The organism is Flavobacterium aquidurense (assembly GCF_001404985.1).
GTDB lineage: Bacteria > Bacteroidota > Bacteroidia > Flavobacteriales > Flavobacteriaceae > Flavobacterium > Flavobacterium aquidurense_B.
Genome location: NZ_JRLF01000012.1, coordinates 360616 through 377590, shown reverse-complemented (window position 1 = coordinate 377590; position 16975 = coordinate 360616). Strand labels below are relative to the sequence as shown.

Here is a 16975-nt window from a genome sequence, read left to right as displayed (position 1 = left end):
TAATGGCAATTGCGATTTTTTATTTTACATTTTAGCCAACATTATGCCGACAACATTTTTTTAACTACTTAATATTGTACGGCAATTCAAAAGTAAAATAAAACCTTTGTATAATAGTAGATAATCTTTGCTCCTCAATTCCATTGTCATGACGTTTTATATTTCCAACATTTAAATGAAGTATCAATGATTCTCTTGATGTCTCATTATAAATGTACCCCTCTAACTTGCCGTTGTTTATACGTACTAAAGCAAATGCTCCGCCTATAAAAATTTGTGCAAGGTTAGAATCGAAATGTTTATCAACACTTTCAATAGCATAGCTAAGCGTTGGACTAAATTCTAAGCTAATTAATAATTCTTTACTATTAGGTTTGGTAACAAAGTCGTAATTGGTTTGTCTTAATAACTTTAAAGTTTCTTCCATGATTTCCTGAATCATTCGGTCTTGTAAGATAGCCTGAGCAAATTTATGTTGATAAAAATCGAAATTACGCTCCTTTGGCCCTGTCCCTGTTGCAAATTCATAAAGCAAAATAGCTACTGAGGCTTCGTAACTTTTTCTAAATAATGCTTGCTTTTCGTTTTCATGATCCAGTCTTCTAACTCCGGGATAAATTCGGTTTGCAGTTTTAGCCAATACGTTTCCAGCTATTTCATTAGGCAAATCAATAATTTCCTGCTTAATTTTTTCACGTATTTTTATTCTTTTTTCTTTTATTTTTTCTGCTATCTTTTCCTCTATTTTTTTTCTTATATCATTAATTTCTGTTATTTCATTGTATAGATTTTTAATTAAATCAACATATGTTTCACTATAATGATCACTTAATTTCGTTCTTTCAAATTCTTCACTAATTTCATCATAAAGATCCGTTAGGTCTGTTGTTACTTCTTCACCAATATCTATTAATGAATATATTACTTCTTCAATTGCAGAAATTCCGGTATTTAAAACAAGTATAACGAGCTCATCTAAATTTGACAATACATAGATTACTTTTTCATTAAGTTTACCTTTTATTCTTGATAAACGCTCAAGTAACTTATATTCTTTTAAATGTTTTGACTCTTCTCTTATTGCCTTTTTTGGGTCAATCTTAAAATGCACAAACGTTTCAACTTTATATTTTCCAGGATCTTTCAGGATTTTATCAATATTATCCACTTTAAAAGTATCGCTCAGTTTTAAATAATACAATTCTTTTACCATCAATTGCCCAAGCTTTACCCTATCATCATATTTTGCAAAATTGAAAGTTATCTTTTTGTTTGTAGTAAAATGTTTTTCCATAATATCTTCTGTGATATCAGGAGCCATCCAAAGTGTAAAATTGTCATTAATCTGTTTAATAATAGCATCTAAATCCCTATTTCCGGTAGTTTCTGAAACTTCATCTAAGGATTTTTTCAGAAAACTATTATTTAAATCATTAAAAGATGAATTTATATAATCCTGAACTACAGTTTGTTCAAATTCTACCAATTTAAAATCTAATTCTTGTTGAGATAAATTTTTAAAACTTTGCTTATTTCCTTTAGCATCGATAAATTCTCCACTTAACGTTCCTTTGCCTTCTAAAAGTAATTTTACATTATTCATATTATCAGCAAATAAATATCTATTGCCTCCTTTTAAGAAATCATCTGTTTCGTCAGATAAGAACCAAAGATTTAAAAACATTTCTGGAGCTCCTAATGCCATTTCACCATCTATCGCAGTTCTAATAGACCCCATTGTTACTCTTGCCGCTGCATCAAACCACTCAGATATTATGCCTCTTGTCTTTAAATAAGCATCAACGAATTGATAATAAGCGTGACGTTGTGCAATGGTATGATATAAATAATGCTGGCCATTTAGGGTATTATACAAAGAAGCGTCCCAGAAAGTAGAGCCTTCTTCGGTAGGATTATCAATTCTGTCATAATCATACCATTGACCTATTTTTAATGGGGGAAAGGGATTAAAAAAACAGCATTCTATCTCACCTTTACCATATTTAATCTCTATTTCATCCAACAACGTTCCTGACCAAATAAAGTACATATCTTTTAGTCCAATGTTAGGGTACATTTTTTGAGGACTTAAATTGGGATATATTATTTTTTGAGTTTGGATGGTTACTTTGCCAGGCAAATTAGGAAAAACTGATTTTAATAATAAGAATAGTTCATCATGTTCTGAAAATAGTTTTTGGACATTTATATCCGGATTTTTAATTTCTTTAATCATCCTTTTATAATATTCTTTCAAATTTTCATTTGTTTCTTCACTTGATAATTGCAATAATTTCAAAATCATTAACTCGCTTGCATCTCCCCAATTTATATTATTAATTGCAGACTCTCCAATTTCAGCAAGACGCCATTTTTGTAATCCAAAATACATTTTTGTAAAAAGTTCATGATCCTTTTTGCCATTAAAATCCTGAGCAGTGGCACCTTTCTTAAAAGCTTTAGTAATCTGTCTCCAATAGGCTATTTCTCCTTTATTATTTATTGCGATAGCAGTATCTAATTTCTTTTTAATTGCCGCTTTAATAACTTCTAAAGCAGGTTCGTTGCTTGTACTGTGAGGTATTGTTAAAGTTTTTTGTGCCGCCAAACCTGCATAAGTCTGATTTGTTGTGCCGTTGCTGAAGTTAAGGGTATTATTTTCTGCTCCTGATGCGGAAGAATTCATTGTTGCTGTTCTATTGTTACCAGCAACGCTCTCCCCTATTAAGGTACTGGAAGTCGTTTCCCCAAAGACCGAAGGAGTATTGCTAACCAATGTTGCTGTTTTTGTTTCAGCACTGGTATCGATAGCGCCTCCTTCGATTAGGGAACCAGAATTGTTTGCCATAGGAGCAGCATTTTGCTTTTGCCATTCCTGCACTATATCTTTTTGCTGGCTCATTTCTTTTGAGACTTTGGCTAACTCTTTTATAATAGCATTCGTTAAGTCTTCTGAACTTTTTACATCAGCAGTATTTTTTATTAAAATATCGAAATTGTGAATTGAATTTTTACTCATCGCTAGGTGTTTTTCTGAGGGTAAAAGTAATATCAATATTTACGTTTTCTAAATTTTAAAACACTTGTATTCAGTAGCTTCAGCAAAAATACAACTTACTGAAACTACCGAATTCACAAGACTTTTTTTTGCAGTTTTTCTATTCTTCTGTTCTACTTTTACACCCTCAAAAATTGACTTTTATGCAATATGATTTGCAAATTCTGCTGTTAATTTCAGTTAAAAACAATCATCACACCTTATATATAAATCATACTAAAAACAATAGCCATTATGGATTATTTATTATCGAAAGGCAAAAGAAAAACGCCAAAAATTCCAGACAAGAAAAACCATCAAAATTCTTTTAATCGACCAATTAAAAGTGCTGATTTCAGCAAAATTTATAATCTATATAACTAAAAATAAGAAAATGGCAATACAAACATTAAACACCATAAAAAACTGGTTTAGAACTGGTTTAAAACCAACACAGGCTCAATTTTGGGATACCTGGGATTCCTTTAGACATAAGTACGAAAAAATTCCTGCAAAAGACATTGAAGGAATTGACGAACTATTTGGAGATAAAATTATTCCATCCGGACAGTTTTTAATTTTTAAAGTTGATCCAAATACTGCTAATGAATTAGAAATTGGCGATAGCGTAATAGGATATTGCGAAGGTAATTTTCTTAGCGAAGCAACATATTATGGTGGAGACACCAGTTTGATGAGCAGTTTTACTAATACAAACAATAGTGTAGGGAGAATTATATCATTTGATTATAACGATCCAAACTACGGTGACTTTATTATTTATGAACTTAATGATGAAGTATTGCAAAGAGCTTATAGCTGTGGTACCTATAATGGAGTTACCCTTATGTCTAAAAGACCAGGACAACTCGAATTTTCAGTAGAATATTTTAGTGCTTCCTACCCAAAAACATCGGTACAATGGCTTGAATTAACACCTGGCACTATTATTAAATTAAGAGATACTATTGGTGATTTTGACGATTCGAAAGAATTTATAATACCAAACGAAGAAAGATAAGCTAAACATTAAAACAAATCAATATGAAAAAAGCAATTATACTGTGCATGTTAATCATCGGGATGATGGCAGATGCACAAAATCAGATTACAACTAAACCTTTACAACTAAGCACAGTAAACAAAGGCTTTACCAGCGATAGTGTGCTTGTATGGGGTAAAGATAAAATTGTAAAGTTTATGCCTAAAAGCAGTTTTGGTACTAGCTCATCAACTTATATTACGGCTGGCTATAACGTAACAATCAATGGATCTGGAGATATAAACAATCCATATATAATCAACTCCAGCTATCCAACAAATGGTGCAAGTTATTCTGACAATCCTTTTACGGCCTACTGTTTTATTTATCCGGACAGAGGTTTTCAATATTATAAAAAAGAATCTCCTAGTAATGAAGGAAGATCTGCTCAGACTACTTATTCTGACTCAAGTATAAATTATTGGCTAGAAGGGAATGCTACATGGCCGCAAAGTAATAATACCCAATTAGAATTAAAATTTCCAAAACCTATTTCCGGTTACAATACTCACACCTTACCAATATCTGTTAATGGGAACTTTGCTGATTCAAGCGGTAACATTGAAATTTCAGTAGGAGGAGATGAAATCCCTAATTTAAGTCAGGTACTATTATCAGGAAGTACAGATAATACTGGACAAGTACTAAAATTTGAATCTCCAAATACGGGCTATATTGAAAGTGCGTTTATGCTATATAATGGAGTACATGTTTATGGAGCAGATAATGCAACACAAGTTTTCAATGATGGAATTAATTTTAGCAATGCAATTTCAGATAGTTTCGTAACTAATGTAAGATTAAAAGGATCACCCACAAAAGACATTACAAGAACAAGTACTTATAGTTTTCCCGATAAGATAAATGGAGAATATACCTTAGCCACCACAGATGATTTGGCACAAATGGTTACTACAAATGGTACTGTTACCGGAACACAAACTTTAAAATTAGAGAGTAACGATCATATAACTTCAACTTACATGAAGAATAATGAAATTGGATCACAGAGCTCATCCGGAAAAGTTTATTTAAGAAATAATGCTTTGTCTTTTTCAAAAGGTGGTTCGTGTATTGAATTATCAAAATCCCCAACTCAAAGATCAAGTACACAAATTTTTGTGACGATGCCAGATACTAACGGACAGTTGGCCTTAAGAGATGAGTTTGCATATGATAGCTCTGCGACTACAGCAGTCTCAGCAACAAATTTAGATGCAGACTTTGCAAATGCTCCAAATGGATTTAAAGTTAGAACACACATTGTAGACCCGTCTGACGCATCAAAATTTATTATGTATGAAAAAACCTCTACTGGATGGATTGAATACTCTTTTAAAACAGTAACTCCTTAAAAACTAAAATATGAACAAAACAAAAATTGCAGTAATCGTTGGTTTATTAATTGTCTTAACAGGATTTATAGACACGAAGTTCGATCTTTTACAAGAAGCAGGTTTTTCATTGCTGACAATCAATAGAATCAAACTATTTGGTTTGTTTTTGTCCGCTGCCTTGCCTGGCATTGCCCCTTTATTTTCTAAAGAAGAAAACTAAAACTGATAAAAAGAAACTAAAAAAATCATTTGGTTTCAAAATAACTCTTATCTCATTTTAAACAAATATACCCAAGATTCTAAGGAGTATAAATTTTCTAAAAACCTTGGGGATATATCCGGAAAGCTAAATTTTCCCTAAAAAATCCACAAATAATTTAAATAATAAAATGGCAATACAAACATTAAACACAATAAAAAACTGGTTTAGAACTGGTTTAAAACCAACACAAGCTCAATTTTGGGATACTTGGGATTCCTTTAGACATAAATATGACAAAGTTCCCGTAAAAGATGTTGAAGGGATTGATGAATTGCTGAATTCAAAAACAGACCAATCCGATTTTAAAACAATCAATGGAGAATCTTTAATAGGAAATGGAGATATATCTGTAGGAGGTGTTGGATCCCAAAATTTAGATCAAGTACTGACAAATGGTAATAGATCATCTCAGGAAATATTTATAGGAGAAGAATCAACACAGCAAGTTCAGGTAAACGATTATGGAGTATATGTATCAACTAAAGACAAACAATGGTCTGAGTTTTCAAGTAATGGTTTATATGTGGTTACTCAAAATGAAGCAGAACTTTCAACAGAATCTTCTTTTGGTAATGAACAATTATATTTTTCTGTCAATGGCGGAATAAAGCAAGCTTTTTTTGGTCATCTTAATGGTTTGTTCTTAAAGATGGGCGGAGGAGGCTCCTTTAATCTTAGATCTGACCTTGTTACTGAGGGGTTAACTGTAAATGTACCTAATGCATCAGGAGATAGAATTATGCCTTTGTCTATAAACGGAAACTTAGCAGATGAAACGGGAAATATTGTAATTGAAGGTGCCGGAGATGCACAAACTTTAGATGAAGTATTAGAAAAAGGGAATACTTCCGGCAAATCTGCCAATATTGGAGGAGTCTGGATCAATCCAACACCAGGAAATAATGTACTCTTAGGATCTGCCAATACCGGACAGGGTTTACCTAATAGCAATTACAATACAATAGTTGGTATTGGAGCCGGAGCATATGCATCAGGAAATTATTATTCAAGTATGTTTGGAACTTATGCCGGACAATCAAGTTCAGGAATGAGTAATACATTTTTAGGATCTTTTTCTGGTAATCTTAATTCCGGATCAGGTACAGTAGGTATAGGTATAAATGCAGCAAGAAGTAATACGAATAACAATGTTATAATATTATCCGGATTAAAATATGGAGATGGAGGAAATCTATTGCCATCAAATGACCATCAATTTGTTATTGGATCAGTTGCTGATAAACCAATACGATTTAATACGAATGTAGAAACTCCTTTAGATTTTAATTTCCCTTCACGATCAGGAACATTAGCAACAACAGATGACATACCACCAAGTCAGAGTTCTACATTACAGCAAGTTGTTACAAAAAATCCAATAATTTCTAATGGTCAAAATATTATAAATGAACTTGGAGCAGGAAGAACGGTTTTAGGTCCCGGAGTTATATCAATATCTGAATCTGGTACATTTGAAAAAAACACTCACTACGGAAGTCGCCAGATACAGTTTTTAGACGGAACTGGTAATCACGCAACTCTATGGGGAGAAGGTGGTAACGGAACTTATTTTATGCCAAATAAAGCAAGTGGTAATTATACCCTCGCAACTACTCAAGATATTAAAATAGGGACAACACCTCCCAGTTCCTCTACAGACAAAGGTGAACCAGGAGAGATTAGAGTGACTTCCAGTTTTATCTATTGGTGTGCAGCCCCTAATACTTGGTTTAGAGTCAATGCAACTTCTTTTTAAAAACAATCCCACAGGTTATACTTTTTTAAAGAGTAATAATTTAAGAAAACTTAATCATCTCAAAATCTACAATTTAATTTAATAGTTAACCCAAATACAATATGGCAACAAATATCAATACCATTCTCAACTGGTTTAAAACCGGCAAAAAACCAACGCAGGAACAATTCTGGTCTTCCTGGCAAAGCTTTTGGCATAAAGACGAAACGATCCCGCAAAACAGTATAACAAATCTTGTAAGTTCGCTTGATTCTAAAGAAAACTTAGGAAATAAAAGCTTAACCATTTCCTCATCATCAACAAACAATGATTATCCGTCTTCAAAAACAGTTTATGATTTTGTCAATGAATTTGTAAAAACAGAAAACAATTTAAATACAGAAGATATTTTAAATCTGGTAGAATCTAACTCTTTGATTCCGGGTAATTATTATTTGATAAATGATTTTCAAACCATTTATACTATTAATGGTTCAGACTCCGCTCCAAACATAACAACAAAACGAATTGATTCTTTTCCGGCAAATTACGCTGCTCTAAACGGTGGATATGATTTAAATTTAATTGTAGGCAAAACTGTGGTAATTAGTAAGCTTCCGGCCGGTTATTCAGGGGCGTTAACCGTTGGTTCAAGCACAACTGTTTCCCTTTCATATCTGGGTTATTATTTCCGTTTTGCTAATGGAATGCAAAATGTTTTAGGATTAGAATTTGAATACTCAATGCCCAGATATTCTAATGGAATTGCTGATAATTTAGTTGTTAATGATTCTAACGGAAAACCTGTAATACGCCCCGGAGGAGTATTAAATACTGAAGTACATAATGGTACGCAGTATATGAATATGTTAGCAGATGAAAACCCGGGAGTTCCTTTAGAATCGATTATTTTAAGGGCAAAATCTACGAACGAATTTGAATTAGAAGGAAAATCAATTACATATCCTGATGATATTATCGAATATAGATTGCCTGTTGCAGGCAATGTTGCAACAAAAGGAACAATATTAAGACGATACAATAATGCTCTTAATATTGATTTAAAAATTGACTGGAGAGTGCAACGCTATCGCCGATGGAAAATTTCTGCTGATTCAATTTTAAAAATACTTAATCAGGATCAGCCAGTTACTTCGCTAACCGGATTTGCTGGTGTTTACCAATTTACAGCTACTAACTCAACTAAAACAACAACTGAACGTTTTTATATAGCGTCAGATTTAGATAGTGAATCATTAGCTATAGATGCTGACACAAAGATTATTGATTTCACAATGGAGGTTAGTTCTTATGATCAGGCCAAAGATTTTACAATCTTTAAAATAGATCAAAATCATCAACCCGTCAATATTAAAATGATGAAGGTTTCCGGATCTTTTGACAATACCGTGATTCAAAATAATTTAAGTGAAATAAATTTTGATACTAATATAGATGCTGAAGTATTAAGCAATACAACATTTGTATGTTCTGTTACAATCAGCGGAACTTTTAGTAAAATATACGAAAGCTTATTTTTAGATAGTTTTCATATCACATCTGATAATAGTAAGGCAGAAATAGTGATTAGTAAAATAAAGTCATTACCGTACTTCATGATTGAGGGAGCAAATTCTTCGCAAATTTTTAATTCTGTAATTGGGGTTAATACTAATAATTATAGTAGTGCTCCTAATCCTTCTGTTAGATGGTTAAGAATAGAAAACATACAAGGTTCATTTTTAAAAAAAGTACTTTTAGGCGGTTCATCAACTTATTATAATTTTAATAATTCTCAAATTAACAACTGTACTTTGTTTTTCTATTATAATCAACGTAATGAGTATTCAATATTATTTTATGAAAACAGCAAATTAATATTTAATAATTGCCTCATGCTTTCAATGTCAATCTTCAACAGATCTAAATTGGGTAATGTCATATTTAATGATATACTAAGCAACGTTTTTTATGCACCGCCATCTGTGTCAGGAAGGGATATTTACACCAATTCAACAGATTTAAATGAAATTCAAATTAAAATGAATAAATACAATCATAAATTATTCTATGAAGAACGAGATGCTTCAGATATTTTAACCGTAAAAACATATGCAACTCCTTTGCCATAAAATGAAATTATAATTAGAGCATAAAAACAATTCATTACCATTTTAAAATAAACATCCAAGATGCCTGAGAATATAAATTCTCTGGCTTCCTGGGTATTTTTGCTTCTGCGTATTTGAGAAAAACATGATTGTAATTATTCTAAAATATTTAATAGATTATCTGAACAAAAAAAACTTTTAAACACTGATAAACAATAATTTACAAACATTTTTTTGTTACTGAAACTACTGAATACAGACCTTCATTTTTTCGTTTTTCACACTCTTCCGCCGTATTTTTACATACTCTAATTCCAACAATTGGTTTGCCTGAAAGGCGCAAAAAAATTACTGCTTTCAAAATATTTGTGAAAGTGGGCACCTCAACTATACAAATAACTTTTAGCAATCATAGTAACAATTAAACAATAACTAATCATGGATTATACACCCAGAGATTTAGGAGAAACACCTAAAACACCAGACATGAGTAATTTCAAAAATCCTTTAATGCAGGCATCAGAAGGAAGCATTTTTATAGAAAGTTTTAATATCACGCCTTTAAATCTATCTGAAAATGGAGAAAGCCTGACCGAAATTATAAAAAAGGAAAGCAGGGACAGCAGTATTTAAATATTCTAAAATCTTTTAATTCCACTCTGCTTCATAACAAAAGAAAAACACCTAAAACCAGAAAAAATGCCAGACGAAACAACCATAGAAAAATTAAAAGAAAAATACGGAACAGTATTAAAACTGACCTCAGAGGATCTTTTAACAACGACTTACTGCAAGAAACCATCCTTTACTATATTTCTAAACTATCAAAAAAAATATAAAGACAATCCGCATGAAGCGATTCTGTTTTTATTTAAGGAATGCGTTCTTGACCAGCAGATTTATGATGACGAATTCATGCTTTCGGCAGGGAATTCTATTGTAGCAATGATCAAAAACGATAGTGAATTTACTATAGACCCAACACCACAAAAAGATGAATTTAAAAAATCTGCTGCCCTTATTCGATATGCTTTTCAGGTAGATCCGTACCAATTATCAATCGATGAGTTTTACAAATTACTTGAAGAAGCGCTTTGGCTTCAAAAACACAACGATAAAAGACTGGAAAACACCTTCATGACAGCTCTTGCACAAACATTTTCAAATTAAAAAAACAAAATAAATCATTATGAAATTCAATTTTAATGTAAACGAAATTTTAAATACAAAAGATACTGAATATACTGGTATTAACTATAACGAATCAGAATCGAAAGATTTTATTATCGACAAAACCGGAGGTGAATTTAATTTGAGAGTTTTTGCTCCTTTGGTTTTTGAACCTCTGATAAAAACAGATCTTAATTTGCCTGCTTTAAGAATAGATGCTGTTACAGTTAATCTAAACCGCTCAAAAATCATAAAAAAAGAAGGCATAGAAGGCAGGGATTCAACCATAAAAGAACACATTACAAATGGCGATTTCAGCATTTCGATAGAAGGATTAATCGCTAGTGAAACCGGAGATGAATATCCCAAAGAAAAGCTTTTTTTATTGAAACAATTCCTAAATGCGCCTTATGCCTTAAGAGTAACACATGCGATTTTGAACCGATTTGGTATTTACGAATTAGTGATAGACTCCTACTCTATTCCGTCAATTTCAGGAACAAAAAACATTCAAAAATTTACTGCCAGCGCCACATCAGATGAAACTGTAGAACTAATAATCAGAGACAATGCTTAAACTAAATGCTAAAATTAGAGTTTACGAAACAGTACAACTTATCCCGACTCCTAAATTTTATGAATTTACCTATGTAAAAAATGTAGACATAAGCAGTTCATACAAATCCCTTACTGATACAGCCACCATTGTAATGCCCCAAAAAGTATATACAGACACAAAAGGATTTGACCAGAGCTTGTTTACAAATGCAAGCGGTACTGAAAAAACAATTCATGACTTTTTTAAACTCGAAAATTTCATAGAAATATTTTTAGGCTATGATGGTGATTACAAGCCTGCTTTTAGAGGCTACATTACAGGCGTACAAGCAGATATAAATGCTGTAATAACGTGCGAAGATGCAATGTATGCTTTAAAAAAAGTAAAAGCCGTAAAAGATGATGATGTTCAGGATAAGAATGATACTATGAATTTTGTAGCTACAAATCCAACTGCGAACGTTGAAAATTTTAATCCTAAAACTTTCTTTGAAAAGAGAATCAAAGAATTGAAATTACCTTTTAAGATAAATGCTCTTGACGAAGAATTAGGAAATATAATAATCAACAGAAACCAAAGCCTGGCGCAAGTTTTTGAAATACTGAAAGACAAAGGAATATATACTTATTTTAAAATCGAAGATGCCGCTCCTGTCCTTACAATTACCAATAATCCGCAACAACATACTGCAACTGAATTAGCCGGTTTTATAGATCGAAATTTTATTAAGAGCCCATTAGCAGGAACATTAGTAAAAAAATTGATTAATCAGGGACTCGCTATTTTGAGTTCTCAATTAAGCAAAGCCACTCAATCGCTTTCTGATCGTTTTTTAGGAAAAGTGCGTTTTAGATTTCGTTATAATATTATCGAAGATAAATTAGTTGTAGTCAAAGAGTCTACAAAGAATACGCGAATGCGGGTAGAAAAATACTTTAAAAACTCCAATACGCCAATCTATATCGAATTAGGAGATCCGAATGGACAATTAACCAAAACCCATGTATTGCATAATGACACAGATGATTTGCCTAAAGATCCTGAAGCTTTCAAAAAAGCAACCACGGAAGTTGCGTCAGAATTGTATCAATATGCTGCCTTAAGAGCAATGGAATCTAAACCAAGTGGATTTGAAGGTTCTTTTCTGACTTTTGGAGAGCCTTTTGTGCGACCTACAGATCAGGTAATTCTTGAAAACGCAAAGGATAAAGAAAAAAACGGCACTTTTCAGGTCGAAAAAGTAGAACGAAGCTTTGGCGAAAACGGCTACAGGCAAAGAATTTTTATAGGACGAAGAGTAGAAATAGTATAAAAAACACATAAATGGGAAATATAACAGATCTAATAAAAGATGTCGCCAGTAAAAATCAAATTATTGAAACCTTTGCGGCAAAAGTCATCCAAATAAATAATGAAACAGAATCGCTCCATAATCCGGAAGATGCTTATACTGTAAATATCATGCGTGCTGATGGAGCAATCCTTAAAAACGTACGACTAAAAGCTTCCATTCAGGATTTAGAACAAGGAATTATTACAATCCCCAAAAAAGACAGCTGGGTTTTGGCTACCATTATTGACGGTGTAGAAACCAGAGCTTTTATTTCGCAATTTTCTGAAGTTGACAGAGTAATGGGAAGAATACAGGATCATAGTGACTCTAAATTATACGTAGATTATAGTGCAGATGGCAATAAACTACATATTCGCTATATGAACACAGATTCTGAAACAGAGACTGATGAAACTAAAATTGTTGATGTCGCAAAAATAGAGTTTGATAAAGACCGAAATTTTAAAATTAGCTACTTTGATGACAATGAAAATCCATTGGCCATTACACATTTTACACCGGATAGCTTAACAACAACTTTCAATTCAATTGAAAACAAAGAAATAAAAGAACGATTGGCTTTGACGGTTTCTAAAGATGCTGTTTCTTTCAAATTTAAGAACAACACTGGCAAAGAACTAAATTCTATGCTGGCAACACCTGAAAAATACGCTATTTTATTAAAAACCGAAGAGGATAAAAAACAATCTTCATTTGCAATTGAAAAAAACAAAATAGCAGGATATTTATTTGAAGATGATGAACTAAAAAAATTAGCGTTTGAACTAAATGGAGACGCTGATAGTATTCGATTAAAAAAAGACGATCAAAATTTAATCGAACTTAAAGGAAAAACAGCCATTACTCTAAAAACGGAAGGCGACATTAACATTGAGGCTAAAAATATCAATATAAAATCTACAGAAAAGATAAATATTAATGCCACCGGAGATACTATTATTAGCGGAGATAATGTAAAAATCAATTAATCTATGGCTACTAAATATGTATGTAATGGTGCTTTATGTGCCTGTGATAAAGGTTCTGCGCCAGGTATATTAGATGTAATATCTCAAAAAAACATTTTTATACAGGATAAATTGATGGCTACTGATGATGACAAAACCTTCAAAAGTCCTTTTTTCGGAACTTGTGCAGCAAATCAAAATAATCCATGTAGCCCCAGCATTGTAACTAAATGGGAGAAACCCGCCAGTAATGTACAAGAAAACAATAAAAAAGCCCTTTTAGCAACTTCAACCGTAAAATGTACCATTGGAGGAGAAATTACTATTAAAGATCCGCTACAAACCGGACCAAAAATAGTAATTATTGATGATTATTCTCCTCCGGTGATAACACCTTTGACAAAGGAAATATTAAATATTACGTGGAAAAACGGAGATTTGGATAGTGAAATAGATACCGCACATATTGGAGAAAAAGTAAGTTTGGTTGTAGAAACAAAAAACTACAAAGAAGGAGAAACGGTCGTCATCGTAATAGATGAAATAAACGGAAAAGACATTAAAGAAAATACCAAACTATTAAAATTTAGTGGTGAGGTAAATGTAGATGGTATTGCCGTTTTAAAAGAAGAAATATTACTTGAAAATATAAACTAGCATAAAAAATGGATAGAACATTTAGAATAAAGGAAGTCAATGGCGATAATAGTTTTCAAGATAAAAAGTTAGTTGTAAAAAGAGACGAAATAAATCTTTTAATTGTTCTGGAATTAGGAGGTAAGGCACAATTTGACAGAACCTTTAATGATATTTGGAAAGTTGTAAAACTAAATACTATAGATATTGATTCTATAAAAAAATTAAACGAAAAATATGACTATAAGAATATTTGTATTGTTCATCATGGTAATATCTTTTCTGACACTGCGCTAGGATCAGCAAAAAGGGTAGAATTGATGTCATACCGAATGAAAGAAATAAAAAATGTAATTTCGAAATTAGAACCTCCAGCTGAAGTAGACGAAGCATATGCTGTCACGATATGTGATAAAAGTAAGACTATTTACAAAAAAGGAACTAAATTGACTGAAATAAAAGGATTTCTGGGATTAAAATTATTAATAGGACAATTACTGGATAACGGAACTTTTATTTCGGTAGCTTGTAACGAAGCTGATGATTCAGATTTCTTAGCAGAACTTGCTGATTTTACTGATAAAAAAATTAAAATATTCGGTAATACTAATTTTTCCTTTATTGATGATGGAAGAGGTTTCGAATATAATAATTTAACACTTAACAGCTACCATTCCATTTTAAACAGTTACTTATCATCAGCATGGCAAAATAAAAATGGCTGGATGTATTATGATACCTCAACCCAGAAATTAGAACCTACTAAAAAAGAACTTTGGTTACATAGTATGGGTAAAAAAATATATACTTTGCTAGAAAGAAAAAGTACATTAACTCAAACACAAATTGACAAACAGCATTATGCCCAATTGTACTTCTCTAAAAAATATAAAGTATTTCATGAAAAATATGTCACAACAATTAGTTATAATAATTGGAAAAAAGAAATGGAAAAAAAATATCCGGATTTTAAATAATTTAAAAATAAGAATTTCAAAAAATCTGATCCAAAACAAAAAAACTGCAACGTATCGTTGCAGTTTTTTTGTTTTTATCTAATTTAGCTTCTTCCTCAAACTCTCTTCCATTTCATAGAATTTACTTTCGAGATCATGAATCTTTTCATAAATATTTATTGGATCGGGCATTTGTTTAGAAGCATACATACTTGCGTACCAAACTTCCAGGATATCCTCGGCATAAATAGAATACATTGGGTAATTTCCGTCTCTGTTATCAGATTTAAGGATTAATTTTCCACTTTCCCTGATTCTGTTCAAAACCCTTTTTACCACTACTCCATCATTCTTACTGATAATTACATAGATTCTTCCGTCAAGGATATCATCAAAATTATCGACGTACTTTCCAAAAAGATAATCGCCGTCATGGATTGTTGTCGACATCGAATTTCCTTTAATTTCAAAACATCGATATGTTCCGTTTTTTAGCATTGGCATGCTAAACGAAGGAAGACTTTCCATATATTCCGGATCAGCATAACCGTCTAAATATCCCGCACGTGCTTTAACGCCAACAAAATTAATATTTTCTTCTCCTGCTTCATTTACCGTTATAATCTTTGGCAAATGCAAACCAACTTCCACATTTGGTTTATTGATAAAAATAGTATCGCTTTCTCCAAAAAAATAATCCGGATTTACGTTGCAATGGGTTATTATACTTTGAAGAAGATCAAATCCCGGTTTTGTTCTTTTTCTATCTCCATCCGCTTGCAATCTTCCAATAGTGATACTATCTATTGTTGTACTTGTAACTCCTATTAATTTCGCAAATGAGTTATTATTTAACTTCATCTCGTCTATAATACGTTTTATCTTAGTATGTATTTCCATGTTTTAATTGCATTTATATTTTTATGTAATATGTTTTGAAAATTATCAAACATTCCACTATATGTTGCAAAACTAAATAATATTATACAAATAATCGCATTCTTTGAAGTATTTTTTACAAAACAACTGATTTTCAATACATTTGTAACCTCTTTCTTATTGTATTACTAGAACATATGATCTAAAAATACAAATCATATTACTGAAACTATTGCATTTTTCGTCTCAATATGTTGTATATTTTAAAACATATGTTGTATATTTGTAAAAAAATAATCCATCATATGATTTTAAAAGAATTTTATAACGAGAAAAAGAGCGCAATCGAAACTGAGTTTTCTACTAATGCGCTAACAGTACAGCTTTACAGTGATGCCGTTTTTAAAACTGCAATTGAAGCGCCTTTAGTAATGTTTAAATATGATACTATTTCCTGGCAAACATCTTCTGAAAAAAACTATAAAGCAGATGTCTCTTTTTGTTTGTACGTTGTATTACCTATTGGTACAATTTCATCAACAAGTTACGAAGAGGTATTCGAGATTGCACATCGCTTAGACAAAGCCGTCTTGTCTGCAACCAGCAATAATGCTTTTATCGATACCAATTCGACTTTTAAAGTAAAAGAAAAGCAATATATCAATGAGGAAGTATACTGGAATAAAAATGATCATTTTATTTGGGAGATCACTTATAAAACCACATTAATTGAAAACATCTTAAAAAAGAAATACATTCTTTTTAATAATGGCTTAAGCAATGAAGCATTAGAAGAATTAGGATATGACTTAACTTCTGGAATAATAGGAATCAACCCTAATCAAGTTGAAGAAAATATAGATTTAAATACCACAAGATAATCTAAAACGGTCTATTAGTTTACAGATAAATGGCATAACAATACCACAGCATACAAAACCAAATCTTAA

At 31.7% G+C, this 16975-nt stretch carries 15 protein-coding genes; 13 read left to right on the top strand and 2 right to left on the bottom strand.

All coding sequences use genetic code 11. The features are described 5' to 3' along the window. Window positions 1-64: 64 nt before the first annotated feature. Window positions 65-3055, bottom strand: a complete 2991-nt coding sequence (locus tag RC62_RS13440; protein WP_157472516.1) for a hypothetical protein — start codon at window positions 3053-3055, stop codon at window positions 65-67. Window positions 3056-3431: 376 nt separating this feature from the next. Here RC62_RS13440 and RC62_RS13435 point away from each other — a divergent pair, with 376 nt between their 5' ends. From RC62_RS13435 to RC62_RS13380, 12 genes are all read left to right on the top strand, one after another. After that, entirely contained in the window at window positions 3432-4058 is a 627-nt protein-coding gene (locus RC62_RS13435; RefSeq protein ID WP_055095964.1) for a hypothetical protein, read from the top strand. A gap of 23 nt (window positions 4059-4081) precedes the next feature. Beyond that, window positions 4082-5434, top strand: a complete 1353-nt coding sequence (locus RC62_RS13430; protein WP_157472513.1) for a hypothetical protein — start codon at window positions 4082-4084, stop codon at window positions 5432-5434. Window positions 5435-5444: 10 nt separating this feature from the next. Further along, window positions 5445-5636: a hypothetical protein gene (locus RC62_RS13425; RefSeq protein ID WP_055095960.1), complete on the top strand. Its 192-nt coding sequence runs from the start codon at window positions 5445-5447 to the stop codon at window positions 5634-5636. 169 nt (window positions 5637-5805) lie between these two features. Beyond that, entirely contained in the window at window positions 5806-7434 is a 1629-nt protein-coding gene (locus RC62_RS13420) for a hypothetical protein (RefSeq protein ID WP_055095957.1), read from the top strand. Between the two features lie 101 nt (window positions 7435-7535). Continuing rightward, entirely contained in the window at window positions 7536-9545 is a 2010-nt protein-coding gene (locus tag RC62_RS13415; protein WP_055095955.1) for a hypothetical protein, read from the top strand. 417 nt (window positions 9546-9962) lie between these two features. Further along, entirely contained in the window at window positions 9963-10157 is a 195-nt protein-coding gene (locus RC62_RS13410; RefSeq protein WP_055095953.1) for a hypothetical protein, read from the top strand. Window positions 10158-10223: 66 nt separating this feature from the next. Continuing rightward, window positions 10224-10694, top strand: coding sequence for a hypothetical protein (locus RC62_RS13405; RefSeq protein WP_055095951.1), 471 nt, complete (start codon window positions 10224-10226; stop codon window positions 10692-10694). Window positions 10695-10713: 19 nt separating this feature from the next. Further along, the gene (locus RC62_RS13400; protein WP_055095949.1) at window positions 10714-11271 is read left to right on the top strand and encodes a DUF6046 domain-containing protein; all 558 of its coding nucleotides are present in this window, start codon (window positions 10714-10716) and stop codon (window positions 11269-11271) included. Continuing rightward, window positions 11264-12565, top strand: a complete 1302-nt coding sequence (locus RC62_RS13395) for a hypothetical protein (protein WP_055095947.1) — start codon at window positions 11264-11266, stop codon at window positions 12563-12565. The genes RC62_RS13400 and RC62_RS13395 overlap by 8 nt, the downstream gene beginning before the upstream one ends. 11 nt (window positions 12566-12576) lie before the next feature. Beyond that, window positions 12577-13575: a hypothetical protein gene (locus RC62_RS23045; protein ID WP_055095945.1), complete on the top strand. Its 999-nt coding sequence runs from the start codon at window positions 12577-12579 to the stop codon at window positions 13573-13575. A gap of 3 nt (window positions 13576-13578) precedes the next feature. Further along, a complete protein-coding gene (locus RC62_RS13385; RefSeq protein ID WP_055095942.1) occupies window positions 13579-14211 on the top strand; it encodes a DUF4280 domain-containing protein in 633 nt (210 codons plus the stop codon). Window positions 14212-14219: 8 nt separating this feature from the next. Continuing rightward, a complete protein-coding gene (locus RC62_RS13380; protein WP_055095940.1) occupies window positions 14220-15167 on the top strand; it encodes a hypothetical protein in 948 nt (315 codons plus the stop codon). A gap of 78 nt (window positions 15168-15245) precedes the next feature. On the opposite strand, the gene RC62_RS13375 is transcribed toward RC62_RS13380, so the two are convergent. Continuing rightward, window positions 15246-16046, bottom strand: a complete 801-nt coding sequence (locus tag RC62_RS13375; protein ID WP_055095939.1) for a S24 family peptidase — start codon at window positions 16044-16046, stop codon at window positions 15246-15248. A gap of 284 nt (window positions 16047-16330) precedes the next feature. On the opposite strand from RC62_RS13375, the gene RC62_RS13370 reads away from it, so the two are divergent. Then, on the top strand, window positions 16331-16906 hold the full coding sequence (locus RC62_RS13370; protein WP_055095937.1) for a hypothetical protein: 576 nt from the start codon (window positions 16331-16333) through the stop codon (window positions 16904-16906). The last annotated feature ends 69 nt before the right edge of the window (window positions 16907-16975 follow it).